Annotated in this window: 34 protein-coding genes and 1 pseudogene; 18 read left to right on the plus strand and 17 right to left on the minus strand. The window is 42.8% G+C overall.

All coding sequences use genetic code 11. The features are described from left to right. Positions 1-15 precede the first annotated feature (15 nt). Positions 16-1,272 carry an ATP-grasp domain-containing protein gene (locus EAE93_RS06875; protein ID WP_040153268.1) on the plus strand — a complete coding sequence of 419 codons (1,257 nt, stop codon included), beginning with the start codon at positions 16-18 and terminating at the stop codon, positions 1,270-1,272. A gap of 15 nt (positions 1,273-1,287) precedes the next feature. Beyond that, a complete protein-coding gene (locus EAE93_RS06880; protein WP_214039364.1) occupies positions 1,288-2,133 on the plus strand; it encodes a DMT family transporter in 846 nt (281 codons plus the stop codon). Positions 2,134-2,209: 76 nt separating this feature from the next. Here the strand turns inward: EAE93_RS06880 and EAE93_RS25520 are convergent, their stop codons facing one another. The 6 genes from EAE93_RS25520 to purM all read right to left on the minus strand — a co-directional run bounded on the left by EAE93_RS25520 (position 2,210) and on the right by purM (position 8,411). Continuing rightward, positions 2,210-2,371, minus strand: coding sequence for a YfgG family protein (locus EAE93_RS25520; protein WP_105397102.1), 162 nt, complete (start codon positions 2,369-2,371; stop codon positions 2,210-2,212). Between the two features lie 12 nt (positions 2,372-2,383). Continuing rightward, a complete protein-coding gene (gene ppx, locus EAE93_RS06885; protein ID WP_036805121.1) occupies positions 2,384-3,916 on the minus strand; it encodes an exopolyphosphatase in 1,533 nt (510 codons plus the stop codon). 3 nt (positions 3,917-3,919) lie between these two features. Next, positions 3,920-5,989, minus strand: coding sequence for a polyphosphate kinase 1 (gene ppk1 / locus EAE93_RS06890; protein ID WP_036805124.1), 2,070 nt, complete (start codon positions 5,987-5,989; stop codon positions 3,920-3,922). A gap of 63 nt (positions 5,990-6,052) precedes the next feature. Continuing rightward, on the minus strand, positions 6,053-6,622 hold the full coding sequence (gene speG / locus EAE93_RS06895; protein WP_036805128.1) for a spermidine N1-acetyltransferase: 570 nt from the start codon (positions 6,620-6,622) through the stop codon (positions 6,053-6,055). A 113-nt stretch (positions 6,623-6,735) separates the two neighbouring features. Next, positions 6,736-7,374: a phosphoribosylglycinamide formyltransferase gene (purN, locus tag EAE93_RS06900; protein ID WP_036805132.1), complete on the minus strand. Its 639-nt coding sequence runs from the start codon at positions 7,372-7,374 to the stop codon at positions 6,736-6,738. Next, positions 7,371-8,411 (minus strand): phosphoribosylformylglycinamidine cyclo-ligase, encoded by a 1,041-nt coding sequence (gene purM, locus EAE93_RS06905; protein ID WP_036805134.1) that lies wholly within the window; start codon positions 8,409-8,411, stop codon positions 7,371-7,373. The genes purN and purM overlap by 4 nt, the downstream gene beginning before the upstream one ends. 225 nt (positions 8,412-8,636) lie before the next feature. Here purM and upp point away from each other — a divergent pair, with 225 nt between their 5' ends. Beyond that, positions 8,637-9,263 (plus strand): uracil phosphoribosyltransferase, encoded by a 627-nt coding sequence (gene upp, locus EAE93_RS06910; RefSeq protein ID WP_036805138.1) that lies wholly within the window; start codon positions 8,637-8,639, stop codon positions 9,261-9,263. A gap of 69 nt (positions 9,264-9,332) precedes the next feature. Beyond that, positions 9,333-10,625 (plus strand): uracil permease, encoded by a 1,293-nt coding sequence (uraA, locus tag EAE93_RS06915; RefSeq protein WP_214039365.1) that lies wholly within the window; start codon positions 9,333-9,335, stop codon positions 10,623-10,625. Positions 10,626-10,702: 77 nt separating this feature from the next. Here the strand turns inward: uraA and EAE93_RS06920 are convergent, their stop codons facing one another. From EAE93_RS06920 to EAE93_RS06955, 8 genes are all read right to left on the minus strand, one after another. Further along, the gene (locus tag EAE93_RS06920; RefSeq protein WP_036805143.1) at positions 10,703-11,062 is read right to left on the minus strand and encodes a type II toxin-antitoxin system PemK/MazF family toxin; all 360 of its coding nucleotides are present in this window, start codon (positions 11,060-11,062) and stop codon (positions 10,703-10,705) included. Further along, on the minus strand, positions 11,062-11,310 hold the full coding sequence (locus tag EAE93_RS06925; RefSeq protein WP_036805145.1) for an AbrB/MazE/SpoVT family DNA-binding domain-containing protein: 249 nt from the start codon (positions 11,308-11,310) through the stop codon (positions 11,062-11,064). Before EAE93_RS06925 ends, EAE93_RS06920 begins: the two co-directional genes overlap by 1 nt. Before the next feature lie 154 nt (positions 11,311-11,464). Then, complete coding sequence (locus tag EAE93_RS06930) at positions 11,465-11,635, minus strand: hypothetical protein (RefSeq protein ID WP_214039366.1); 171 nt, start codon at positions 11,633-11,635, stop codon at positions 11,465-11,467. Continuing rightward, positions 11,619-12,062, minus strand: a complete 444-nt coding sequence (locus EAE93_RS06935; protein WP_214039367.1) for a hypothetical protein — start codon at positions 12,060-12,062, stop codon at positions 11,619-11,621. Before EAE93_RS06935 ends, EAE93_RS06930 begins: the two co-directional genes overlap by 17 nt. A 207-nt stretch (positions 12,063-12,269) precedes the next feature. Beyond that, positions 12,270-13,577, minus strand: a complete 1,308-nt coding sequence (locus EAE93_RS06940) for a 6-phospho-beta-glucosidase (protein WP_214039368.1) — start codon at positions 13,575-13,577, stop codon at positions 12,270-12,272. An 11-nt stretch (positions 13,578-13,588) separates the two neighbouring features. Continuing rightward, the gene (locus EAE93_RS06945) at positions 13,589-13,915 is read right to left on the minus strand and encodes a PTS lactose/cellobiose transporter subunit IIA (protein WP_214039369.1); all 327 of its coding nucleotides are present in this window, start codon (positions 13,913-13,915) and stop codon (positions 13,589-13,591) included. An 18-nt stretch (positions 13,916-13,933) separates the two neighbouring features. Further along, positions 13,934-15,262, minus strand: coding sequence for a PTS sugar transporter subunit IIC (locus tag EAE93_RS06950; RefSeq protein WP_214039370.1), 1,329 nt, complete (start codon positions 15,260-15,262; stop codon positions 13,934-13,936). 29 nt (positions 15,263-15,291) lie between these two features. Next, on the minus strand, positions 15,292-15,597 hold the full coding sequence (locus tag EAE93_RS06955) for a PTS sugar transporter subunit IIB (protein WP_036805159.1): 306 nt from the start codon (positions 15,595-15,597) through the stop codon (positions 15,292-15,294). Positions 15,598-15,890: 293 nt separating this feature from the next. On the opposite strand from EAE93_RS06955, the pseudogene EAE93_RS06960 reads away from it, so the two are divergent. Beyond that, a pseudogene (locus EAE93_RS06960) lies at positions 15,891-16,133 on the plus strand (hypothetical protein); the annotation flags it as partial. 130 nt (positions 16,134-16,263) lie between these two features. On the opposite strand, the gene EAE93_RS06965 reads toward EAE93_RS06960, so the two are convergent. The 3 genes from EAE93_RS06965 to EAE93_RS06975 form a co-directional block, all read right to left on the minus strand. Continuing rightward, positions 16,264-17,244, minus strand: a complete 981-nt coding sequence (locus tag EAE93_RS06965) for a phage integrase (protein WP_214039371.1) — start codon at positions 17,242-17,244, stop codon at positions 16,264-16,266. A 74-nt stretch (positions 17,245-17,318) separates the two neighbouring features. Beyond that, a complete protein-coding gene (locus EAE93_RS06970) occupies positions 17,319-17,639 on the minus strand; it encodes a helix-turn-helix domain-containing protein (RefSeq protein ID WP_250150927.1) in 321 nt (106 codons plus the stop codon). A 117-nt stretch (positions 17,640-17,756) separates the two neighbouring features. Further along, positions 17,757-18,068, minus strand: a complete 312-nt coding sequence (locus tag EAE93_RS06975; protein WP_065390754.1) for a helix-turn-helix domain-containing protein — start codon at positions 18,066-18,068, stop codon at positions 17,757-17,759. A 107-nt stretch (positions 18,069-18,175) separates the two neighbouring features. Between EAE93_RS06975 and EAE93_RS06980 the strand changes: the two genes are divergently transcribed. The 13 genes from EAE93_RS06980 to EAE93_RS07040 all read left to right on the plus strand — a co-directional run bounded on the left by EAE93_RS06980 (position 18,176) and on the right by EAE93_RS07040 (position 25,174). Further along, positions 18,176-18,436 (plus strand): hypothetical protein, encoded by a 261-nt coding sequence (locus EAE93_RS06980; protein ID WP_049585555.1) that lies wholly within the window; start codon positions 18,176-18,178, stop codon positions 18,434-18,436. A 21-nt stretch (positions 18,437-18,457) separates the two neighbouring features. Next, complete coding sequence (locus EAE93_RS06985) at positions 18,458-18,679, plus strand: hypothetical protein (protein WP_214039372.1); 222 nt, start codon at positions 18,458-18,460, stop codon at positions 18,677-18,679. Further along, complete coding sequence (locus tag EAE93_RS06990; protein ID WP_214039373.1) at positions 18,660-18,902, plus strand: hypothetical protein; 243 nt, start codon at positions 18,660-18,662, stop codon at positions 18,900-18,902. Before EAE93_RS06985 ends, EAE93_RS06990 begins: the two co-directional genes overlap by 20 nt. Beyond that, positions 18,889-19,302, plus strand: a complete 414-nt coding sequence (locus EAE93_RS06995; RefSeq protein ID WP_214039374.1) for a hypothetical protein — start codon at positions 18,889-18,891, stop codon at positions 19,300-19,302. The genes EAE93_RS06990 and EAE93_RS06995 overlap by 14 nt, the downstream gene beginning before the upstream one ends. After that, entirely contained in the window at positions 19,302-19,439 is a 138-nt protein-coding gene (locus EAE93_RS07000) for a hypothetical protein (protein WP_165603294.1), read from the plus strand. The genes EAE93_RS06995 and EAE93_RS07000 overlap by 1 nt, the downstream gene beginning before the upstream one ends. Before the next feature lie 30 nt (positions 19,440-19,469). Then, positions 19,470-19,814, plus strand: coding sequence for a DUF5347 family protein (locus EAE93_RS07005; RefSeq protein WP_214039375.1), 345 nt, complete (start codon positions 19,470-19,472; stop codon positions 19,812-19,814). Between the two features lie 65 nt (positions 19,815-19,879). After that, complete coding sequence (locus tag EAE93_RS07010; protein WP_065390746.1) at positions 19,880-20,125, plus strand: DUF2732 family protein; 246 nt, start codon at positions 19,880-19,882, stop codon at positions 20,123-20,125. Next, positions 20,118-20,342 carry a TraR/DksA family transcriptional regulator gene (locus EAE93_RS07015; protein WP_214039376.1) on the plus strand — a complete coding sequence of 75 codons (225 nt, stop codon included), beginning with the start codon at positions 20,118-20,120 and terminating at the stop codon, positions 20,340-20,342. The genes EAE93_RS07010 and EAE93_RS07015 overlap by 8 nt, the downstream gene beginning before the upstream one ends. Further along, positions 20,342-21,103: a DNA cytosine methyltransferase gene (locus EAE93_RS07020; RefSeq protein WP_214039377.1), complete on the plus strand. Its 762-nt coding sequence runs from the start codon at positions 20,342-20,344 to the stop codon at positions 21,101-21,103. The genes EAE93_RS07015 and EAE93_RS07020 overlap by 1 nt, the downstream gene beginning before the upstream one ends. Next, complete coding sequence (locus tag EAE93_RS07025) at positions 21,096-21,899, plus strand: DNA adenine methylase (RefSeq protein ID WP_214039378.1); 804 nt, start codon at positions 21,096-21,098, stop codon at positions 21,897-21,899. The genes EAE93_RS07020 and EAE93_RS07025 overlap by 8 nt, the downstream gene beginning before the upstream one ends. Positions 21,900-21,901: 2 nt before the next feature. Then, positions 21,902-24,301, plus strand: a complete 2,400-nt coding sequence (locus EAE93_RS07030; protein ID WP_214039484.1) for a replication endonuclease — start codon at positions 21,902-21,904, stop codon at positions 24,299-24,301. Positions 24,302-24,327: 26 nt separating this feature from the next. Next, on the plus strand, positions 24,328-24,924 hold the full coding sequence (locus tag EAE93_RS07035; RefSeq protein WP_214039379.1) for a 3'-5' exonuclease: 597 nt from the start codon (positions 24,328-24,330) through the stop codon (positions 24,922-24,924). Continuing rightward, a complete protein-coding gene (locus tag EAE93_RS07040) occupies positions 24,917-25,174 on the plus strand; it encodes a MazG-like family protein (protein WP_214039380.1) in 258 nt (85 codons plus the stop codon). Before EAE93_RS07035 ends, EAE93_RS07040 begins: the two co-directional genes overlap by 8 nt. The last annotated feature ends 69 nt before the right edge of the window (positions 25,175-25,243 follow it).

Genomic DNA, 25,243 nt, shown 5'->3' on the forward strand with positions numbered 1-25,243 from the left:
GATGATGGGGTGGATATGGGCGTTTTTATTTTTATTGAAGTAAGACCGGTTGAATGTTCAGCGATTGATTATATTAGAAATTTAGGGTTTTCTCCTGTTTTGTTTACGTCAATGGAATCGATGAATAAAGGATTATATGATGATTTGAAGAAGGAATTATTCGATAATATTTATTATTTAAATACGAGAAGTAGTGCGGATATCATTAATTTAATTAAAGATAACAACATTCCTGTTGTAGCGATCTTGGGCTGTTATGATGATTTTATGATTATAGCGTCTGAAGTGGCGTTAGAATTCGGTTTGCCTCACTCGGATATCAATGGTTTGAGGAACGCATTTAGTAAGAAGAATGTTAGGGATATTCTGGCGCAACATGGTTATGAACAACCGACCTACGAGGTTTTTCCTTATAATAATATGCCAGAAAATCCTAAAGTTCCTTTTCCGTTTGTTATTAAGCCACTTCGTGATGCGGGGGCTTATGGAGTATCACTTTGTAAATCTCTAGATGATTACCGCCATGTAATTTCAGAAATTTCATCTAATGGCACAATGTCGATGCTTGGAAAAGTCAATGAGGAGTTCTTGATAGAAGAGTTCCTGCAAGGAAATTTTTATGGCGCGGAATTAATTTATAGTCATGATGAATGGCATGTAATTGGTATCAATAGAATTTTTGTTTCTCCTGACGATGACCTGTGTATGATAGGTTTATCTCATCCTGCTGAGCTGCCTGAATTTGAGTTTACAATGGTTTGTAAGCTTATTAAAGAGTGGGTAACTGTTTTGGGATTACGAGGTGGCGCAATAAATGTAGAATTTATTTATACCTCACGCGGGCCAGTATTGGTTGAAATTAATTTACGTATAGCGGGCGCTAGAGCGGCTCAACAGATCTTCATGACCTCTGGGATTAATATGGTTAAATACTTGGTCGATTTTGTTTGTGGTATCGAGAGTTCTATATCACCAGAATCGGAAAGAGTTTATCCATTTGTCGCTGATGCATTTGTTTTTTATCGTGGTGAAGGGATGGTAAATGATATCAGGATAGATGCTGATATTCCTTATTTCATCTCCGCAGGATTTAAAAAAACACCTTTTACTATTTCATTTAAAAGTGAAAGTTCATCGAAAAGTAAAAATTCATCAAAAAATAAAAACTTTGGTTCTATTGTCGGTTATGTTCTGGCTTATGGTAATAGTTGTGAGGAAGCGATGGAAAATGCGACACGTATTGCTAGCAGCGTACAGTTAAAAACAAATTAATAAGAGATCATCATTATGGCTATTTTAATGGGGTTGATTTCAGCATTGTGTTGGGGAAGTACTGATTTTTTGGCAGGACAAGTGGCAAGAAAAGTCGGCGTTGCTAAATCTTTATTCTACAGTCAGCTATTTGGTTTTTTTGTTTTATCGTTGCTGCTGTTTTTTTATTTTGAGATGTCTTTTGTTAATGCAAGCTTCTTGCAACTGACTATATGTGTTGTTGCTTCGGTTTGCAATTTAATGGCAATGGTGTTTCTGCTTAAAGCGTTATCGATCGGCAAAGCCTCTATTGTCGCGCCGATTGTTTCGCTTTATGGGGCCGTTACCACGATTTTGTCACTGATAAATGGGAAACCAATGACCGCTTTGGTTTTGTTTAGTCTATTTATTTGTGTTGTTGGCGCCTGTCTAACCAGTATACCGAAATCAAAAGATGGACAACGAGAATCATCTGGTTCAATTTTCTTCGCGCTTTTATCTTCATTTATGTTTGGTTTGGGCTTCTGGCTGCAAGGGGAATTTGCTGTTAAAGATCTGGGTGTTATCAATGCATTATGGGTTTACTATTTAACCGCTGTGGTTCTTTTGTTCCTCACGTTGTTACAAAAAGGGAATTTATCATTACCGCCGATTTCAATTATCGCTCTGGTTTTTTCAATTAGTTTCTTTAGTTTGATAGGGTTTGCTTCATTAGCTTACGGCTCTGTTACGGGACATGTTGCAGTTGTTACCGTTTTGAGTTCATTGGCAAGTGGCGTCACCGCATTATTAGGTTTTTTTATTCGCGGAGAACGGTTGAGCCAAATTCAGTGGATGGGCATTGTGATAATAATAGTGGGTGTTATTCTTTTGAAATTATGACGTTTATGATAGTTTGTTTCCCCGAATTCTTCGGGGAAACAGTGAAATAATTACATTGATTTAGACGCTAGCTTGATTATTTCATTTGATGATTTTCACTTTTCTCTATTATGACCTTTTTATTTTGCTGATGATGCTCTAATGCCGCTATGGATGAGTAAATGAAACGGCCAAATAACATCAGAAAGCTGATAAGTAAAACCAATTTAATTATCTGAGATCGTTTCTTTTTTTTCATAGTTTAAAATCGCTATATTGATTCCTCGGCTATTTCTAATTGCCAACCCGTAACGTTATGCCAGTAACCTTGCTCTTTTTCCAGATCGAGCTGCATCAGTGTGTTTTCTGATAAATAATTATAAGGCAGGTAGAGCGCCCAATGACTATCATCAGTAACAAGTCTGAGTGATTCAGGGGTGGTTGTGGATTGACGTTGATTATTGAGTAACGTTGCCAGACGTAGGATTTGAATTAATGGCAGATACTGTTTTTTCTTGAATAAATTGAATCTTGGTAAATCATCCAGTTTTATTGTTTTGCGATGACAGCGAACCAGGGTTGCCAACAGTAATTGTTGCTCCTGATTAAAGCCCGGCAAGTTGGTGTTTTGCAGAATATAGGCAGAATGTCGTTGTAATCCGCTTAAGTTAATACTTAATCCAACTTCATGTAGCATTGCCGCCCAGTGTAAAATTGCTTCGAGTTGAGGTTGTACCAGTTTGGGATTCTGCATTGCCCACTGTTGGTAAAGTGTTTCAGTCGTATTAAGTACGCGCTTGGCCTGTTCTCTGTCGATATTATAGTGTTCAGCTAAACTTTTGGCGGTTCTTTGGCGAATATCTTGATGACGGAAGCGGCCTTCCATTTCATACAAAACACCTTCACGTAGTGCGCCGTCTGAGAGTTGTAGCGTTTTTATGTGCAGAGCATCGAATATACCGCATAAGATAGCCAGACCAGGAATAAAAAAATGTTTGCGATCGTCTGATAATCCAGCTAGGTCAAAGGTTTTTAACTTTTTGAATTTGAGTATTTCTTTGACTAACATCTCCAATCGTTCAGGAGTGATTAATCCGTCTTTTTCTCCCATTGCGACCAGTACTTCATATACGGCTTTAATTGTCCCTGATGCGCCAAGTGCTGAGTTCCAGCCGGTGATGCGGTACTGCCATGAGAGATTTTCCAGTTTTTGCGCAGCTTCGAGCCGCGCTCTGCGGAATTTTTCTGCGCTAATTTCGTCATCGGGAAAAAATTGGTGGGCGAAACTAATGCATCCCATTCGGCGGCTTTCTACTAATAATGGTTCAAAATTCTCACCAATCACCAGTTCTGTGGAGCCGCCGCCAATATCAATCACCAGTTTACGGTCTTTTTCTGGTTGCGTATGTTCCACGCCCATATAGATTAGACGGGCTTCTTCATGGCCGGAAATAATTTCAATCGGGTAGGGGATAACGTCTTTAGCGCGTTTGATAAATTCTTTTGCATTACTGGCTTCACGTAAGCTATGAGTGCCCACCAGACAAACATTATCAGCAGGAAAGCTTTGTAATCGTTCTGCGAATAGAGCCAGACAAGCAAGACCGCGCTCCATCGCTTCTTCGCTTAGTCGATTGTTGTGGTCAAGGCCGTCGGCAAGATGGACGCGTTGTTTTAAGCGGCCCAGGATCTGAAATGCACCGTTAACAATTCGTGCGATAATCATATGAAAACTGTTTGAGCCCAGATCAATAGCCGCGATTTCTATTGGTCTGGGTGTTGGCTTGTCGTGTGTTAGCGGCATAGATTAAGCTCTTGGTTCAGGTTGTTCGAGGGCTTTTATATAGTCATAAATAGCCAGTTGTGCCCGGATTTTCCGCTTATTTCCTCGTGGCACATAACTATTGCTCAGTTCTTTATCAACGTAACGGGCTTTGACCGTATCATTGAATTGTAATTCGAGAATATCCAATACCCGTTGTTTTAATTGTGGATCAAGTAGGCAAACCGCAACTTCAATTCGGTAGTCGATATTACGGGTCATCCAATCGGCAGACGAAAGAAAGACTTTTTCATCTCCGTCATTAGTGAATACGTAAACCCGATCATGTTCGAGGAAACGGTCAACGATACTGATGATCTGAATATTTTCGCTAAACCCGGGCTGATTGGGCACCAGTGAACACATACCGCGTATCAGCAGACGTATTTTTACCCCCGCTTCTGAAGCGTCGTATAAGCGGTCCACCAGCTCTTTATCAACCAGATTATTAATCTTTAACGTAATGCCTGCGGGCTTATTTGCTTTGGCGTTGGCGATTTCCTGTGAAATAAGCTGGTTGAGCATCGCGCGGGAATTTTGCGGCGAAACCATCAGGTTTTCAAATTTAACCGGACGGTAGGGATTTTCAATGAAGTTGAATACCCGGCGCACTTCGTTAGTAATTTGTGGATTGGCTGTCAGCAAGGAGTAGTCGGTATAGAGGCGAGCTGTTTTTTCATTAAAATTACCCGTACCAATATGGGCATAGCGAACAATTTCTTCACCTTCCAGACGGGAAATAAGGAACAGCTTTGCGTGAATTTTTAGTCCCGGTGCTGAGAAAATAACATGTACACCCGCTTCGGTTAGTCGTTTGGCCCAATGAATATTGGCTTCTTCATCAAATCGTGCCTGTAATTCAACCACGACGGTCACTTTTTTACCGTTATGGGCAGCATGGATCATGGAATCAATAATGCGGGAGTCTTTTGCTACCCGATAAATATTGATCTTGATGGAAAGTACACTTGGGTCGAAAGAAGCCTGACGTAATAATTCCAATACATGTTCAAAGGTGTGATAGGGATAATAGAGCAGCACATCTTGTTCACGAATCGCATCAAAACCGTTGCGGAAATTATCAAACCAGGTGTGTCGTAATCTCGGCAAGGGTTTATTGAGTAGATTTCTCTTCCCCTCATTGGGGAATTTAATGAAATCTTTAAAATTGTGATAGCGTCCGCCAGCAATCACTGAGTCATCGTTTGACAAACCAAGTTTGCTACGCAGTAATTCCACCATTTCGTCTGGCATTTCTCGCTGGTAAACGAATCTTACCGGTTCCGCTGTCAGCCGTTGTTTCAGCGTGGATGACATCAGTTCGAGCAAGCTTGATTCCATCTCTGTGGCTAGATCATATTCAGAATCACGGGTCATTTTCATTGAGTAGGCGTTCAGGGAATCATAATCGAAAAAGCCTTTGAAAATTTCATCAAGACAATAACGCATAATATTGTCTAGCAGGATCATCGATTTGCGGCGGTGCGGCATTTCAGGTGGCAAGTTAACAAAACGTGGCACCTTATCTGACGGAATTTCCAATAGCGCATATTGAATATTCTGGCCGTGGACAATTTCAACTGCCAGATAAGTGTAGTCATCTTTCAGAAATTCAACCAGGTTGGTTTCTGGATTGATTAATATTGGCGTAGTATGTGGCCGCAGATGTTGACGAAAATATTGACGTAACCAGATTTGTTGATTGGGTGAAATTTGTCGTTCATTGATTAGAAAAATTTGATTACGAGCGATTTCTAATAGCAATTCATTATAGAGCACATCAAATTCTTGATCGGTTTTAGCCACTTTAGCCTGAATTTTTTTCAGTACATTTCGAGCGCTGGTGGCCGATCCCCGTTCTTCATTAATTAATATTCGCCGTTTCACATCAGCAAAACGGACTTTGTAAAATTCATCCAGATTATTGGAGTAAATACCAAGGAACCGCATCCGTTCTATTAATGGATTGCTCTTATCCGCTGCTTCTTGAAGCACACGTTCGTTGAATGATAACCAACTAAGTTCTTTCTCGGTATAGAGCCTGTCTTGGGACATTGTTACTCCAGGTGTTAAGGTAAAAGTATTAAAACTTTGAATACGACAGGGCGTCGTTTGTCGCTATATTTTTGTCTGTAATTGCTGACTCACTTTTTCATCTTTCTTGGATGTAAAATATTGATGTTGGAAAACGCACATGCGAATGGCTGTGTGGTAACTACCATTAATAAAGAATTCGTCTATTAACTCGCCTTCAGTATAGAAACCTAACTTGTTATAGATGTGAATGGCCTTGACGTTCTCTTTATCAACAATCAGGTAGAGTTTATACAGATTAAGGACGGAAAATGCATATTCCATTGCCAGTTTTGCCGCTTTGGTTGCATGACCTTGGCCCTGATGTGCAGGATCGATAATAATCTGAAATTCTGACCGGCGGTGGATATAGTCGATTTCGACTAATTCAACTAAACCCACTTTGGCGTCAGAACCTTCGATAATAAACCGGCGCTCGCTCTGGTCGTGAATATGTTTATCATAGAGATCGCATAGTTCAACGAAAGCTTCATAAGGTTCTTCGAACCAGTAACGCATAACGCTGGCGTTGTTATCTAATTGATGGACAAAAGGGAGATCTTCCCGTTCAAGGGGACGTAACCTAACAGGTGGGGTATGAGAACCACCAGACATTTGGCACCTCAGTGTTTTTAGTAAGGAACATAATTAATAATAGTTCGCAGTGCCGGGTATGTTACCACAGCACTGTAATTAGCCGTTAATATACCCATTAGGGTATAAGTAAATTATTCTGCGGCATAGCCTTCTGGAGGGAGAATCTTTCCATCCAGATACGCTTTGCCATTAACCATACTTAGGCGCCCTTCGATAAACCAGTTGATAACTAACGGATAGATGTCGTGTTCCTGAGTCTGAACTCGTTTAACAACCTCATTTTCCTGATCACCGGCAAAAATAGGAACTTTAGCTTGCAGGATCACCGGACCGCCATCCAGTTCTTCTGTTACAAAATGGACGGAAGTACCGTGCTCTGTATCACCATTTTCTATCGCTTTGCGGTGAGTATGCAGGCCAGGATATTTTGGCAACAGAGACGGGTGAATGTTTAGCAAGCGGCCAAGATAGTGCTGAACAAAATCTGGCGTCAGAATACGCATATAACCCGCGAGGACCACCAAATCTGGTTGATACTGATCAATGGCATGTTTCAACGCTTCATCATAAGCCTGACGATCTGCATAGTCTTTCGGGCTAATAACATGAGCGGGAATATCCGCCTGTTTAGCGCGTAACAGACCGTAAGCATTTGCTGTATTGCTAAATACCGCGCAAACCTGACCATTGATTCTGTTCTGCTGGCAGGCATCAATCACCGCCTGGAGATTGCTTCCGCTGCCAGAGATGAGTACAACGATACTTTTCATTTAATAACAACCTGTTGTTCACCCTCTTGCAGTGTCGCGATAGAGCCGATATGCCAGGCTTTCTCACCGGCGGCAGTGAGTAATTCAATAGCGTGTTCAACGGCTGTTGGTGGTAATGCAATTATCATCCCGACACCACAGTTGAATGTACGGTACATTTCATGACGGCTAACATTACCTGTCTGTTGCAACCAATTAAATATGGCCGGCCATTGCCAACTGGATTCGTTAATCTGTGCCTGGGTATTTTCAGGTAGAACACGTGGAATATTTTCCCAGAAACCGCCACCGGTTAGATGAGCAATAGCGTGAACATCAACGTGTTCAATCAAGGATAAAAGGGATTTCACATAAATTTTTGTCGGGGCGAGCAGGTGATCTGCCAGTGATTTACCTTCAAGCTCGGTTGCTTCTGGATCTGTGTTGCTGACGGCCAGAATTTTGCGTATCAGAGAATAGCCGTTTGAGTGAGGGCCGCTGGCGGCAAGGGCAATCAAGGCATCACCTGCTTGAACCTTACTGCCATCAATGATTTCTGATTTTTCAACCACGCCAACGCAGAAGCCAGCAACATCATAATCTTCGCCGTGGTACATCCCCGGCATTTCTGCGGTTTCTCCACCGACCAGAGCACAGCCGGATAATTGACAGCCTTCCGCGATACCGGTGATAACGCTGGCGGCAGTATCAACGTCCAGTTTCCCGGTTGCATAGTAATCGAGGAAAAATAGGGGTTCTGCGCCTTGAACAACCAGGTCATTAACGCACATTGCAACTAAGTCAATGCCGATAGTGTCATGGCGTTTGAGATCCATTGCCAGACGTAATTTGGTGCCGACGCCATCAGTACCAGAAACCAGAATGGGTTCGCGGTATTTTTGTGGTAACGCGCATAAAGCGCCAAACCCGCCTAAACCGCCCATAACTTCTGGGCGACGGGTCTGTTTTACAACACCTTTAATACGGTTGACTAAGGCATTACCAGCGTCGATATCGACACCGGCGTCTTTATAACTGAGAGAGGTTTTGTTGGTCACTCGAAGCCCCCAAGGCGGTTGCGTTTGATAAATTAAGACAGAATAGTAACAATTCTAACAGTCTAAGCAAACGTTTGCGAGACTCTTGTTTAGGATCGGAATTCTCGCAAGTAGGGCTATGTTTGATGAAAACCAACGGATTGGTAGTGGTGTTATGGTTAAAAGAGGGTATAATCTCGCGGTTTTTTTGTCTGCTGGCGACATGACATACAGTAGGAGATGTCCATGAAGATCGTTGAGGTGAATCACCCACTTGTTAAACATAAACTCGGCCTGATGCGAGCGAATGATATCAGCACCAAACGCTTTCGTGAACTGGCCGCAGAAGTTGGAAGCCTTCTGACTTATGAAGCAACTGCTGATTTAGAAACTGAAAAAGTCACTATTGATGGCTGGTGTGGTCCGGTGGCAGTTGAGCAGATTAAAGGTAAAAAAATAACTGTCGTACCTATTCTGCGTGCGGGGTTGGGGATGATGGATGGTGTATTGGAGAATGTTCCCAGTGCCCGGATCAGCGTCGTAGGGGTTTATCGTAATGAAGAAACCTTAGAACCTGTCCCTTATTTCCAGAAACTGGCCTCCAATATTGATGAACGTATGGCTCTGGTGGTTGACCCTATGTTGGCAACCGGCGGCTCTATGATTGCAACTATCGATTTACTGAAAAAAGCCGGCTGCCAGTCGATTAAAGTTCTGGTTTTGGTGGCCGCGCCTGAAGGTATTGCCGCGTTGGAAAAGGCCCATCCTGATGTGGAACTGTATACAGCCTCTATTGATGAGAGACTCAATGAACAGGGATACATTGTGCCTGGCTTGGGGGATGCAGGCGATAAGATATTTGGTACGAAATAATAAGTTAGCCGACTTTTGAGTCGGCTTTTTTTTGGTTCTAACGCAAGAATATTAAGAGGATAAATTAAGATGACCCGTCGTACGATTGGAATAGATGAGCGGCCTCCTTTTTTACAGACCATTCCACTCAGCTTCCAACATCTTTTTGCTATGTTTGGTGCGACGGTATTGGTGCCGATTTTGTTTAAAGTCAACCCAGCGACAATTTTGCTGTTTAACGGTATCGGTACATTGTTGTATTTGGTGATTTGTAAGGGAAAGGTTCCGGCATATTTGGGATCGAGTTTTGCTTTTATTTCACCGGTCTTATTGTTGTTGCCTCTGGGATATGAGTTGGCTCTGGGCGGGTTTATTCTATGCGGTGTGTTATTTTGTCTGGTTTCACTGATTGTCAAGGTGGCAGGGAGAAGTTGGATTAATGCGCTGTTTCCGCCTGCGGCAATGGGGGCGATTGTGGCTGTTATCGGTCTGGAACTTGCGGGTGTTGCGGCTGATATGGCGGGTTTGCGTCCGGCGGAAGGTGCCAGTATTGATCCGACAACGTTGACAATTTCTCTGGTAACGCTGGCGGTAACTGTGCTGGGTTCAGTGATGTTCCGTGGGTTTCTGGCCATTATCCCGATTCTCATTGGCGTATTGGTAGGTTATGCGTTGGCGTTTCTGATGGGGGTAGTTGACCTGACGCCAATACGTGAAGCGCCGTGGTTTGCATTGCCAACTTTTTATACCCCACGTTTTGAATGGTTCGCTATTATGACGATCTTGCCTGCGGCGTTGGTTGTTATCGCTGAGCATGTTGGTCACTTAGTTGTGACGGCGAATATTGTGAAGAAAGATTTGTTAAAAGAGCCGGGCTTGCATCGTTCTATGTTCGCAAATGGTTTATCAACTGTGATTTCCGGTTTCTTTGGTTCAACGCCGAATACGACTTATGGCGAGAATATTGGTGTCATGGCAATTACCAAAGTTTACAGTACCTGGGTTATTGGCGGTGCTGCGATACTGGCGATTTTGCTCTCCTGCGTCGGTAAATTGGCGGCGGCAATTCAGGCCGTGCCGGTTCCAGTCATGGGCGGTGTATCGCTGTTGCTTTATGGGGTTATTGGCGCGTCAGGTATTCGGGTGCTGATTGATTCCAAAGTGGATTATAATAAAGCACAAAATCTTATCCTAACTTCTATCATTCTTATCATTGGCGTCAGTGGGGCGAAAATTAATATCGGTGTCGCTGAACTAAAAGGCATGGCGCTGGCAACGATTGTTGGTATCGGGATGAGTTTGGTTTTCCGACTGGTCGCTATTTTCCGTCCCGAAGAACGATATATTGAATCTTCCGTTGAATCTGTTAAGCACGGTAAATAACAGAGCAATAAACTTGGGCTGATTTCCCCGCTTTGGGTAGTTTTCATTATTAAGAGGCGGGGATGATGGTCATTATTTTATTCGTAAGGGAGGCAGGAAAGCAAATGTTCGCCACCAATGAGAGGAATGAGTTTTAACAGAACTTCATCGTGGAGTCCAGGTTCTGACGCAGTGATGAATTTTACTTTGCGTTGCCGCCAATCTAGAGTTTGGATCAAAGTTGTTGCTACTATGCAAGGTTGTTCCAGATTAGTAACAGGTACTTCTGTAGGTGCTCCTCTGATACTGGTGCTAATAGGACAACAGATAACTAATCCAGTTAGTCGGTTATAGGTTTCATGCGATAATATGAGTGTTGGGCGATATTTGCCAATTTCTTTGCCTTTTGTTGGTTCGAAATCAAGCCAGCAAATATCTCCACGTTTAGGAACAAACATCAGTAATTGAGTTCCTTGTGATTCGGAGCTGCCAGTTCATCAGCATGCGCAGTGTAAGCGGATAAGCCATTTAATAAATCAGACTCGGTTAACCGTTTCTTGACGGCTTTTTGAATAACTAATCCTTCTTCACTGATGTTAATGTTTACGATATCACCCGCTTCAAGATTAGGTATCGTTTTCAGATTTCCCGATAATCGTAGAGCAATACTGTTTCCCCATTTTTGCAAAACTGCTTGAGTGCGCATATCTATGCCTCCATAAATGTTTCTTCATGTCTAGTAAGTATACATTATAACCGTATGAGTATCTACTAAGTAGATACAAAAGAAAGCCATTATCTAGGGTATCAGATTTGTTTAGTGTGGAGTAAAAAAGGAGCGAAAAGCTCCCTTCAAGTGTTTATCGGACTACGTACCAGTTTGGTTTTTCATTGAGATACTGAACAGTACCCTCTCTTTCGGATTTTTTTAGGGCGCTGTAAGCAGCTCTCATACGTTCCGCTTTTTTAGCTACCGCTTTTTCGAGTTCAAGCTTTTCTTTTTCAGCTTGTTCGTTATATATGTATGACATAACCCCTCCCGTTTGGATCTAACTTATCTATTATGGTAAAGCCGTTTTGTGTCACAAATCGATATATATACCGCTTATAGACCCTGTTTAGTCGCTCATCTGCGGCTAGTAAAATGTATCCACTAGGGCTGACCGCATTATAGTGCTCATTAATCAGCCTTTCAACTGCGTACATAATCCCTATCATCTGATTATGGTTATTTGTAGGACACCTCTCAAATAGCGTGTTGTTATCTAAATTGTTTTTTGCATCAAATGAGACTTCGAAAAAATTGTTTAAATCGAAGCTGTAATTTTCAGGTAAAAAGACAGAAGAATCTCCCTTTGAAATAATCTCCATTATAATCAGGGTATATTCCACGCCAGACACCTCAAAATCTGAGATATGTGCTTCACCATATCCCAAGTTTTCTATTTTAAATGGCATAGATTTTCCTAAAATTTCAACGTATTGAAACTTTATATTCCAATATTCTTCAATCAATTGATTTCAGCACAGTATAATACAGAATCTCTTGTTCAAACTTAACGTGAAAGATAAATGCGTGCGGCGCCGCAAAAAAAGAGGTTACAAAGTCAGTTAGCGATATCTGTTAGTCAGAAGTAACAGATATCGTTTTAACTTTATGTTTATTCATTGAAATTGCGGTAGATAATCACGGTTTATTGTTAATACGTCATTCAACAGTGGTGAAGCAATGTCTACATCGGCAACCAGTGGGTTGGTGATCAGTGCCAATAGTGCGGCGTGGCGGTCGCCATGAACTGCTGCTTTGATCGTTAAGCGTTCATAGGTTTTTATCTGTTGCGTCAAAGGATACATACTGTCAGGCAGGCGGCCGAATGTTAGCGGGTGGGCGCCTTCTGCATTAATAATACAATTGGTTTCGATGACGGCATCGTCCGGTAAACCCCGAATAGCGCCGTGGTTTGTGGTATTGACCACCAATTGGCTATCGAGATTGTTATGAATGGCGCAAATCAGATCCAGTGCAACCTCAGAATAGAATGCGCCACCGCGGAAACTGAGTTGCTCTGGCTTGTGATCAAGTTCTGGATCAGCATACAGTTCAAATAGTTCCTGTTCTACTTTCATGACCTGTTCTGCCCGAGTGCCTTGTGCGACAGCGGCTTCGTGCTCTTCCTGTAACATATTGCGGGTTTGGTAGAAGTAGCGGTGATAAGGGCAAGGGATTGCGCCTAGTGCTTTAAGTAGTGGCGGAGGCCAGGGGGCCTCTTGAATATTATTCATGGTTAAGACTGCACCATTGCATAGCATATCAAGTACCTGTTGAGTTTTATCCTGACCTGCAACCAGTACTTGATGTACCCAGACCATATGATTCAGCCCGGCAAAGTGTAACTGCACATCTTGATAAGGGCGTTGTAGCATATTAGCTATCATGTGATGCATTGTGACTGGGACATTACATAGGCCGATAATTTTTGCTTTGCTATAGCGGGAAATTGCTTCGGTGACAATCCCGGCTGGATTGGTGAAGTTAATAATCCATGCGTCCGGTGCAAGTTGTTCAACTTTATGGGCAATATCCAGCAAAATGGGGATGGTGCGTAATGCTTTGGCAAAGCCGCCTACGCCGGTAGTTTCCTGACCGATCAAGCCATATTTTAGCCCCAGACGTTCGTCCGCAGCGCGAGCCGGAAGCTGGCCGACACGTAATTGAGTTAAAATAAAATTAGCCCCGCGAATGGCGTTATCTGGTGTGAAATGGACGCTGACAATAACGTGTTCCATGCCATGACGAGCTAACATACGGCGAGTAAGCGCGGCGATAATTTCTACTTTCTGTTTTCCACTGTCAATGTCAACTAATGCCAGTTCAGATAGTGGAATGTTTTTTTGGTGTTGAATAAGCCCTTCGACTAATTCAGGTGTGTAGCTGCTACCGCCGCCAATAACGGCTATTTTGATTCGTTTCATACCTTTTCCTCTTATGATGGTATTCGGCGATAGAGTTCAATCATATCGCTGGCAAGATCTTGAATAACCATTGCGTTCATTAAATGATCTTGCGCATGGACAGTGATGAGATTGACAGGTAATTTACCGCAGCCTTCATCCAATCCGATGAGGGTGGTTTGAATCGTGTGTGCTTCTTTAATTGCCTGTTGGGATTCAGCCATCAGTATTTGTGCTGTCTGAAAGTCACTGTTTCTGGCATGTTGTAATGCCATTAGGGCGTGACTGCGCGCACTTCCGGCATGAACCAATAGCTCTACAATAATTTTTTCTAAATCAACAAATTGTTCTAAATCCATGTGTAAATCCTCCGAAAATTAGGGTTGGGATCGAGTTTCTACACCGGTGGATGCTGTGTTTTCTCGCTGTTTATTTTCTTCGTTGACCAACTGTTTTTCATAAATTTTGAAGAAGGGATACCAGATAAAGAGGTCGATTATCATTAGTATGAACACGAGCACTGCCGCACGATAATCCCAGGCAGCGGAAATCATTGCGCCGAATGGCGCTGGCGTAGTCCAGGGGGAAAGGGCGACCATTTTATGCACTAGGCCAAGATGCAGAGTGCTGTAGGACAATACTGCATTGACCAATGGCACAACCAGTAGTGGAATGAATAAGGTTGGATTCATCACAATCGGTGAGCCAAATAACAGTGGTTCGTTAATATTGAATATGGACGGAACCACGCTCAGTTTTCCGATAGTACGCAAATGTATAGAACGGCTGCGCAGATAAAGGAACGCCAGAACCAGCGTAGAGCCAGAGCCGCCAATACAGATATAAAACGACCAGTAAGGGTCAGTAAAAATTTGTGTTGTAGCAGTACCTTGAGCCATTAATGTTGCATTGGCAGCAATATTTGCCATAAAAATAGGGGCCATCAAGCCAGTGACAATGTTGGCGCCATGAATACCGGCAAACCACAGTAGGTTAGCAATGAGTAGCGCCAATATAATGGCGGGCAGAGTATCACCGATGGAAATGAGTGGATGGAACATCTGCATTATTGCTGCGGGAATAAGTAGATTGAATTCACTCTGTAATAGCAAGCTGGCAGGATAAACTGTCAACAAGATACCTATGACTGGGTACAGAAGTTCAAAAGAACGGGCAATTGCTGGCGGCACTTGTGTTGGCATTCGGATGGTGATGTTATATTTTTTTAGTAAACGTGTTAGTTCAACTGACCAGATAGCGCAAATTAATGCGGTAAATACACCCGTGCCACCGAGGAAATCGAGAGCTATTTTGTTTTCTATCTGTGGTGCTGCTGCTAGCAAAAACGCCATTAGTGACAGTAAAGCAGAAGTTAGTCCGTCCAGACCGTAGGATTTAGATAAACTGTAGGCGGTGCCGACCGAAACAAAGACACTCATTAATCCCATAGTCATAAAGTAAGGCATAGTGATGGTGCCCCAGTGAGTTTTGGCAAAGGACAACCAAGCTTGGCCGAATGAGGATGCAGTCTGTAAATCGAAGGGTGGGTTTGCCACAATTAACATCATGCTGCCGATGATCAAAAATGGCATGGCTGAGATAAAGCCGTCACGTATTGCAATGATATGCCGTTGGTTACCGATTCGCCCGGCAATCGGGATAATATAGCTTTCTAAGACGCGCGTAAAAGAGGTATAGAGACTCATGGGAGGACTCCGAGTGGTGGTGAAATTGCTTATTCCAATAGGCTTAATGCTTTATCGAGAACCTTATCACCACGAAGAGAGCCATAATCCATCATGTCAATAACGTCGATTGGCTTACCGAGTGGTTTGGCGATAGCGGAAAGATGGGTTAATTGATATCTCACCTGTGGGCCGAGTAAAACAACGTCAGCATCGGCTATCTGGTGTTCTAATTCAGCCGTGGGGGCAGCTTTGATCTCAATGTCCAATGCCCGTTTTATCACTTCTGCTTGCATACGTTGTACCAACATGCTGGTGGACATACCGGCCGCGCAACACAATAGGATTTTTTTCATTGCTAAGTCTCCAGTTTGTTATACCGTTTCTTATGAGATAAGTGGTTGGTGAAAGCTTTCACTTTTTATTAAGACTAGCAATTTATGTTAAATATGTTGCGATTTTGTTCGCATATTAATCAAGAATAGTTTAAGGAATAGGGATAGAATGTGATCTTCGTTTGTATTGTACCTAGGTAGTGTACATAGCGTGAAAATGTCAAATTATATAGGGCGTTGCAGCGAGATTTTTCACTTATGGAATAAGAGTGAGTGTTTGGATACAGTAAATATTGGCAACTAGTGATGAAGCAATGCTAAAGTTAATTCCTGAAGTAGATTTCGATATCAAACTTAACATGACAGAGAAAAATGCAGAACACACTCAGGCTTTCATTGAACGCGGAGTGAAAGACTTTTCTTTGCCTGGATTTGTTACTCCACATGGTTACCGCTTACTGACATCTGTTTCTGGCAATCAATATAGATTGGTGACTGATGCAGATATGCCGGGGACGGTTTACGCGGTAAAGCTCGAATTTATGGAATTACTTGTTCTGTAATGGAATATAGCCCGCGGTTCCTCGTCAGACCTGCCGCGGGCTAGCTAAAGTAAACACGAAATACAGATCCTTAATAATCTTAATAAATCCGAGTATTTTGGGCAAAATGTGGATCACTTTGCTGCTAGTTAAATTGGTTTTCTAATGGATTCAGGCGAACTGCATCATTCAAATAATCAGGTGAAAAATGAGCGTAAATCATGGTTTGCACAATTGAAGCGTGCCCTAGAATTTTTTGCAGAGTTAATATGTTGCCCCCATTCATCATAAAATGGCTTGCGAATGTGTGTCGTAGCACGTGTGTTGCCTGCCCCCGCGGTAGATTTGGAATCATTGATTTAAGTAATAGTCGTACATATGTATAATTGACGTCGGGAAATAATTGTCGGTTTTTATGTTGCAGAATTTCATCATAAAGTGATTTAGAGATGGGAACTGTTCTGTTTTTCCCATTCTTTGTGTCTATGAAAGTAACTTTGTGCTTTATTACCGCTTCCCTAGTCAGGCGTGCTGCTTCATTCCACCGTGCCCCGGTAGCTAAGCACAATCTTGCAACCTTTAAGTTGTCACCATCGAGCGCGGACAGAAAAGCCTCAATCTGTTCCCGGCTGAGAAAAGCCATCTCAGCTTGGCTTTTCTTTAGCTGTTCAATTCCTTTTAATGGATGGATACCATGATATTTGTCCAATTTGATTAACGTCGTGAAAACCCCACTGAGCAACATTTGCTTTTTGTTGATCGTTGCTGGCTTTATACCCGCCAGTAGCTTCTCTGACCTGTAGTCTGCAAATGTGCTTTTCGTCATTTTCAGTACTGGGGGGTTTCCCATATCATGTGCCATATTCAGCAAATTCTGTTTAGATTCTTCACCTGTTTTTAATGATTGCCCTTTGTGCATCCACCACAGCTCAATTAACTCAATGAGAGTCCGGCGATCCGCTGCCTTATTTAACCAACCTTTATCGTGTTGGGTAGCAATCACCCATCGCTCATATTGTTGCGCTTCGGACTTTGTACTAAAACGCTTGCGAATACGTTTGCCCTTACGTCCTTGCGGACGAACGTCAACAAGGTACTGCCCGCTATCTAATTTTGATACACTCATAATCAGTACCAACTAATGAGGGCGCGGCTAAGTTTATATGGCGTGCCCTCAATGCGTGTATATTTTATATACGGTTAACCAACTTTCTGGTCGCTTTGGTTGTCGGATATGCCGTCGTCTCGCCCATCAGAGGAGAGAATAGGGGATATCTGCCCCGCCGCTTTTGACGTCTTATCTGTCATTAGCCATAACGCGTATCTTTCAAATCTGGGGTGATGAGTGACTTTATCAATAATTGATAAGCCAGCCTCTCTATGCCCCGTTTCATAATTTCTTACAGTACTCAAACCTAATCCTAATTCTTTTGCAAATGCGACTTGTGTTAGTCCCTCTGCTTTTCTGATTAGTTTAAGTTTTTCTGCATAGCTGCTTGACAAAGTTCCCACTTGATCCATTGATTGATAATCACCATCAAAAATATTTTCATTAATGAGTTACTTAATTTATAAGCTAAGGGAAACGTTCAGCGCAAATCCCACCACGCCCCCAACGTATGTATATGTTATATATAGTTAACCAGCCTTCTGGCCGCTTTGGTTGTTGTATGTGTCGTCGTCTCGCCCATCAGGGGAGAGAGCGGGGGATATCTGCCCCGCCATTTCTAAAGTTTTATTACTCATTAGCCACATCGTGTATTTTTCAAATCTGGGATGATTAGTGACTTTACCAATAGTTGATAAACCAGGATCTTTATGTCCCGTTTCATAATTTTTTACAGTACTCAAGCCCAATCCCAATTCTTTTGCAAATGCGACTTGCGTTAGCCCCTCGGCTTTTCTAATGAGTTTAAGTTTTTCTGCATAACTGCTTGACAAGGTTCCCATGTGGAGACTATCCTCATATTGCGGCCTCCCATAGGAGACCTTTGAAGTACGGCGAAGTCCGGCTAAATCCGAACGAAACTCAGATAAAGATTTGGGAAGAATAAACTATGTCAGTTAAAAGACCTAAGCCTCTCGTGATAAAAATGCCCGATTGCCCTGTTGTTTTCTGTCTGCCATACCCAAAGCTAACGCTTTCAGCATATGCAGAGGTTACAGGTCAAACGGTCAGAACCGTCCAACAACAAGCCAATGAGCAAAAATTGATACTGACAAAGAAAAAGAAAGGCAGAGAACGTGAAGTAAATATGGTTTATGAATTCCTTGAAGCTTATGAAGAAGCTCAAGAAGCACTCCGCATGAAGTTTTAAAAATAGCTGAGGTGATTAATGATGAATCACACAAATCTCGTTTTAAAACATGTTAGCAATCATACAGAGAGTTACGGTGCTTTTGCAATTCGCCGATTGCCGAAAAACAAAATCAATACAACGACTCGCTATCAAGTCAGTGATGGTGAGTACTCTTACGGCAAGTTTGACTCAAAAGAACAGGCAATGGGCCAAGTCAGACAATTATATAGGAGCCGAGAACATGCAACGTCTAGCAACTGATTCTGGATTACCAAATTTAAAATTATTATCCCCAATTGAGCGTGCTGATTTTCATTTAACAATCGTGCGCCGAATAACAGATGTCCTGCAATATGCGGGAGACGAAACTCCGTTGTCTCTTTCAGACGTGATAGCAATCTTTGAATCATTCATGAAGATTAGCACCGGTGAAAATTATGAACTGAGATTATTAAATAGAGGATTAAACGATGTCACAAAATAAAAAACACGTGCACGCTGAATTAATGATGCAATATGCACAAGACGCTCTGAAAACCGACGAGCCCTGGCTGATGTGGGAACGGCTTTACACTAAAGCAATCGGCTGGGAACAATGTCCACACAATCCGGGATGGAACCCAGAATTTAAATATCGTCATAAACCCGAAATAATCACTGTCGGTTCTGTGAGTTTTCCAAAGCCAATAAGTGAAGCTCCTGCGCTCGACACTTTATGTTATGTTGTTGCTATACGCAGTAATATTAATATTCACCGTATTACTTGGCATAACGGTTCGCCGATGTTTAGCAATTTCTTAAAGCAAGGGCTTATTCATTTAACGGAAGATGCCGCTCAGCAACACTTAGAAGCGTTAATTAAGATAAATAGGGGGGAATTCTAATGAACTCACTCGAAAAGATGGCTCATAAATATAAATTAACTGGCGAAGATTTTCGCGCACCCAAACTGACTGACGGATTATTATATCCGCTCGTCATGTTGTATGTTGCGTCGGCGATTATCTTCTTACTGAAATAAAACTTTCCTGCATTCTTATACGGGGGAAGCATGGCAAATACAGAAGCATTTCGCTTTGCTGAAATAGCGATGGGAAACCGGGCTGATGCACTTAATCAGTTATCAGCAATACGATATCAACACTTTAGAGGAAATGAAAAAGAGTTAGGCGAGTTTATTTCACTCATGCGTGATAAATGGGAGTGGCCCGACAGCTTCGCATTTAACAAGCGCGTTCTGACAGCTATTTTCAATCTCGCTGATATTCCTGAATCCCGACACAATATTAGCTTTAATGAATTCACTCCTGATGAGAAGAAATCATTAGTACGAACAATTAATCACTTGAAAGTGGTGGCTAGCATATTTCCAGAGCGATTATCTATGCCCCGTTAATTGATGCTTAATTTAATGGCGTAAACCCGCCTGGCCTTTTATTACCTAAATAAAGGAAAGTGAAAATGAGAAATATCGAAAAGAGAAAAATAAAAATAGGTGGCAAAGTTGAAGACAATACTTTGCTTGAATTGCTTAACGACGCACGCGCAGACGAAAGGCAATGCTGCGCAGCTCGCTTTTCAGCACGTCTTGCAAAACTCTCAACGCACATTCTTAAGCATAAGCTTGATTATGCTAATGCTTCTCTGTTGTTAACCGACGAAGCGCGTGAAATCGAGCGTCAAGCAGGGGAGTGGCATTATGTCTGATTCTATTGATGTTGCTGAAAAACATATTGCTGCAACTTTAGAGCGCCAAATCAAAGCTGTTACTGGCCGCCACATTAGTGTTTCAGCTTTTGAGTGTGAAGACTGCGGTAATTCTATCTCAGAAGAACGCCGAAAGGCTGTAACCGGAGTCACTCGCTGTATGACATGCCAGTCAATTCTTGAGCTTAAGAATAAACACTACGCAGGTGGGTGCTGATGAGCGCAGCTTATTACAACGAGATAGATCCATTTGCCGCGCAGTGGCTGCGTAATCTGATTGCAGCAGGACATATTGCCACCGGTATTGTTGATGAACGGAGTACTGAAGATGTCACGCCAAATGATTTGCAAGGATTTACACAATGCCACTTCTTTGCCGGGATCGGCGTCTGGTCTTATGCATTGCGCCGCGCTGGATGGCCGGACGACAAACCCGTCTGGACAGGCTCTTGCCCTTGCCAGCCTTTCAGCGAAGCAGGCAAGAAAAAAGGATTTGCTGACGAGCGGCACCTCTGGCCAGCCTTTTTTCATCTCATCAGCCAGTGCAGACCTGGCGTCATCTTTGGTGAACAAGTTGCAAGTAAAAACGGCCTTGCTTGGTTCGACATTGTACAGGCTGACTTGGAAACAGAGAATTACGCCAGCGCAGCGGTCGATCTCTGCGCTGCGAGCGTCGGCGCGGCGCACATCAGACAACGGCTGTTTTTCTGCGCTACCGACGCCAATGGCACGCGATTACCGTGGGCGTATGAGCATGAAAAACCTAGAGAAGCGGAAATTACATCGGCGTGGAGTGAATTTACAAGAATTCATGCAACGGCAGATTGGAAGACCTGGTTATCTCAATCCGGAAATCCCGCGCTTGTTGATGGGACTGCCGGCAGAGTGGGACGAACACGCGCCTACGGCAATGCGATTTGTGCGCCCGTCGCGCAAGTATTTATAAGATCATATATAGAGTGTTACTCAAATGAATAAAACCATTCTGAAATGGGCGGGCAGTAAAGCCCGCATCATGGATAAATTACATTTACCAGCCGGGCGGCGGCTGGTAGAACCTTTCGCAGGTTCATGCGCTGTCATGATGAATACGGATTATGACGAGTATTTAATTGCTGATATCAATTCAGATCTGATTAATATGTATCAGCAAATTAAAAATGATGTTGAATTATTTATAGAATTATCACGAGATTTTTTTAAGTTCTATAATAATGAGCATGGCTTTTATCTGCTAAGAGACAAATTTAACTCAGCGTTGCCAGAATGCCGTTCCCCACTTATTCGCGCTGTCTGGTTTTTATATCTGAATCGTCATTGTTTTAATGGCTTGTGTCGATACAACAAAAGTGGTCATTTCAATGTCCCATTTGGTAAATATAAATCTGTGTATTTCCCGGAAGATGAAATTCGTGCTTTTGCTGAAAAAGCGCAGCGAGCAACGTTTATTTGTGCTGACTGGAGAGAGACATTGCAGCTTGTTAAAGCTGATGATGTTGTATATTGCGATCCGCCCTATCTTGGTAAATTCACCAATTATCACAGTAATCATTTCAGCTTTAGTGAACAGCATAAACTGACGAATGCATTAATCACATTACATAACGAATCGGGTAATCCTATTGTTGTATCAAACAGTATGGAAGCAAAAGGTATTTATAAAGATTTTGATATTACAGAAATTACAGCTCAACGTTCTATTGCAGCGTCAAGCAATAGCAGAAAGCCCGCGGCAGAAATTATTGCCAGTCTGTTGGCGGGAGTGGACGCGTGAGTATGGAACTCCAAGAATGGGCGTTTCCGTGGAATGAACCCCGCCCGGCGATAGCGTCACCTTATCTTGATGATACTGATACTTTGTTATCAAAGGGTGAAATGACGTCCGAACATCCGCATGTAAAAAAATATCTCACCCGCTTGATAGAGCGGGATTTACTGCATAGCCAGGTCTTAACGCCTGCGCAACAGGAATCCCGCCGCCGATTTGCTTTACAAGAGAAACAAGCTTATGAAGAAAGCCGGAGCTCGTGGCAAGAAACTGCCGCGGGCGTTGAGTCTTACTTGAACGAACAGCCGCATTTTATTAAATCGTATTTTCAGAAAAAAATAATCTGGTTACGGAAAAATCGCGGTACAAAACACAGCAATGCATTTTTACTGGGAACAGTTAAGAGTGCATTGCTGCGTTTAGATGCGGTCAGAGAAAAACAGGGCGTCAAACCTTACTGTGAGCTGGCTGCTTATTATCAGGGCGTTTTCCGCCATCTTGCCGAAATGAATAAGCGCCGGATTAAATCGCTGGCGAATGAAATTGCGGCACGCGTCAATGAGATGTTTTGTACTGAGACCGAAGACGAAAACGGCGATACCGCAGAGATATCTCATGATGACTTCTTGTTGATATATTACAATATTGCCGCAGAAGTCTATTCTTTGCATATTATCCCGCCGCGACTGTCTCCATTTTCTGCAATGGCAAGAATGATTGATGCGACGTGGTGGGAACGTCAACTCTGGCGTCTGCGCTGTGACTGGCGAGAAAGTCAGTTACGCGCCGCAAATCAGGTGAATAAAAAGGCCCATCCCTACTTAAGTTACGAAGCCGTATCAGACTGGCAGGAACAGCGTCGCCGCAATACCGAGTTCTTTAAAGCGCACGATTTGGTTGATGAAGCCGGTAACGTGGTTTCGTTAGAAAGCATGGTTTATGCCAGTATCAGTAATCCGGTTTTGCGCCGGCACGAATTGATGACAAGAATGCAAGGCATTGAGTTTGTCGCGCAAGAGCGTGGCGACGTCGGCGTTTTTTATACCATCACTTGCCCATCAAAGTATCACGCCAATAATCACAGCGGGCACGCTAACCCCAAATGGAATCATTCAACACCGGTTCAGGCACAACGCTATTTACGCAAAGTGTGGGCTAACATTGGCTCAAAACTCGATCGCGACGGATTGCGAATTTATGGCTTCCGGGTTGTTGAGCCGCATCATGACAGTACCCCGCATTGGCATTTATTGCTGTTTATGCGCCCGAATGAGCGTAAAGCTATTACGGATATTATGCGTAGCTATGCGATCAAAGAAGACCGGCAAGAACTGGGTAAGCGAACAGGTGCCCGGTTTACGGCCAAAAAACTCGATCCAAAAAAAGGCAGTGCCACTGCTTACGTGGCTAAGTACATTTCGAAAAATATCGATGGTTACGCGCTTGATGGCGAGCGTGATAAAGAAACTGGCAAGCCACTAAAAGAGACGGCTAAATTCGCGATGGCTTGGGCGTCACGTTATCGCATTCGTCAGTATCAAGCTATTGGTACGCCGCCAGTTACTGTCTGGCGTGAACTGAGAAAACTCAGCAATCAATTGACGTCAGTATTAAAAATTTCGGGCGAGTTTAAGCGCGGGCAAGCGCTGTTAAGCGATCCGATGATGGATGCTGTTACTGCCGCAGCCGATGCGGGGTGTTTCGCTACTTACATTATGAAGCAGGGCGGCGTACTAATTCCGCGCAAAGATTACGCAGTTCATCTTGCGTATCAGCAAAATGATGAACCTAACGCTTATGGCGAAACCGTCGATAAGATTTACGGTATTTATTCCCCCCGGCTGGGCGAAGATTCCCGGGTTTGCACCCGTCTTACAAAATGGAAAATTGTCTCTAAGAAAACTAACTCCAGCTCTAACAACTCTGATGCTGAATCCGTGGGTTTGTCTTTTGGGTCTTTGTCTTTTAGCGGCCCCGCCGCCCCTTGGAGTTCTGTCAATAACTCTCCGGTAGTTCAAAATTCAAGCAAAATTAAGAGAGAAATTGACAGACATTACGACGAGCTATTGGTGAATGAGTTTCATCAAAACTACCCGATGATGCCTTTTGATGAAAAAGTGAAACGGATTTATGAGTCGGCATCGCTCAATAACATCGAAATGGACGATTTTTTAGCCCGCTCATTACTTGATGGAGGAAATATTATCGTCAATGACGAACATTATTGCTTATCTATGTTTGGTTATTTGCAGAAAGAAACCAAACAACATAGAAAAAGCGTAAAAACAATCATGAACAGGTTAAATGATAGATTGGGTAACACTATCAATCTTAACGATATTTTTCATGATCCAAAGATGCATTACTCTGTCATGTTAAAAAACATTGGCCGTGATGCGTTGTTGTAAACTACTTACATAATGATGAGGTAAAAATGAAAGATTTAATGATTCACTTAGAAACACTGGGAACGGGTCCCGACGCGGTAATCGTATCAATCGGTGCTGTATTTTTTGAACCAGCCAAAGTCGAATTCGGTTTTGGTCATACATTTTATGCGGTTGTTAATCTTGCGAGTGCAATGAATACTGGCGGAAAAATCGACGCGCATTCTATAAAATGGTGGTTGAGTCAACCCAAACACGTGAGATCTGAAATTAAACGGGGAACGTCTCATATTGCCACTGTTTTACGTGAACTCAGCGATTTTGTCTGTGAAGATGAAGCATACTTACGAGTGCGAGTATGGGGTAACGCCGGGTTTGATAATGTTATTCTTCGCTCTGCCTATGAACGTTGTAATATTCCGGCATTCTGGCGTAACTATGACGACAGAGATGTAAGAACGATTATCGATGTGGGCGAATTAATGGGGATTGACTTAAAGAAAGAGGCATCACTGATAAATACTCTTTACGTTAGGGTTGGGCGGTTTAGTCTTCATAACAATGGATTAGATAATGCCATTGAACAGGCTAAGTTTGTGTCTGTTGTTTATCAAAAATTAACAGCGGGAAAAGATAATGACTGACCATTCAAAAACCCAAGCTATAAGTAGCGTTCTGTCAGAAATGACAAAGCAGGATGAACTCTGGGGCGCTGACCGCGATCATGACCCGTTCGTATGGGCTTCAATTTTGGGCGAGGAAATAGGCGAGTTTAACCAGGCTATTCTTCATGATCAGTTTGGTGGCGGTCACGCAGGAACGGCAAGAGATGAAGCGGTACAGATTGCCGCCGTCGCGCTGCAAATTATTGAGTATTACGACCGTAAAAATTGACCAAATAGCCCGTTTATACGGGCTGTTTTTTGCATTAAATGACGAATAAGTTATGCTTAAAGAAGCAAG

Origin of the sequence: Photorhabdus akhurstii, assembly GCF_018448925.1 — a bacterium.
In the GTDB taxonomy this organism is placed as follows: Bacteria; Pseudomonadota; Gammaproteobacteria; order Enterobacterales; family Enterobacteriaceae; genus Photorhabdus; species Photorhabdus akhurstii.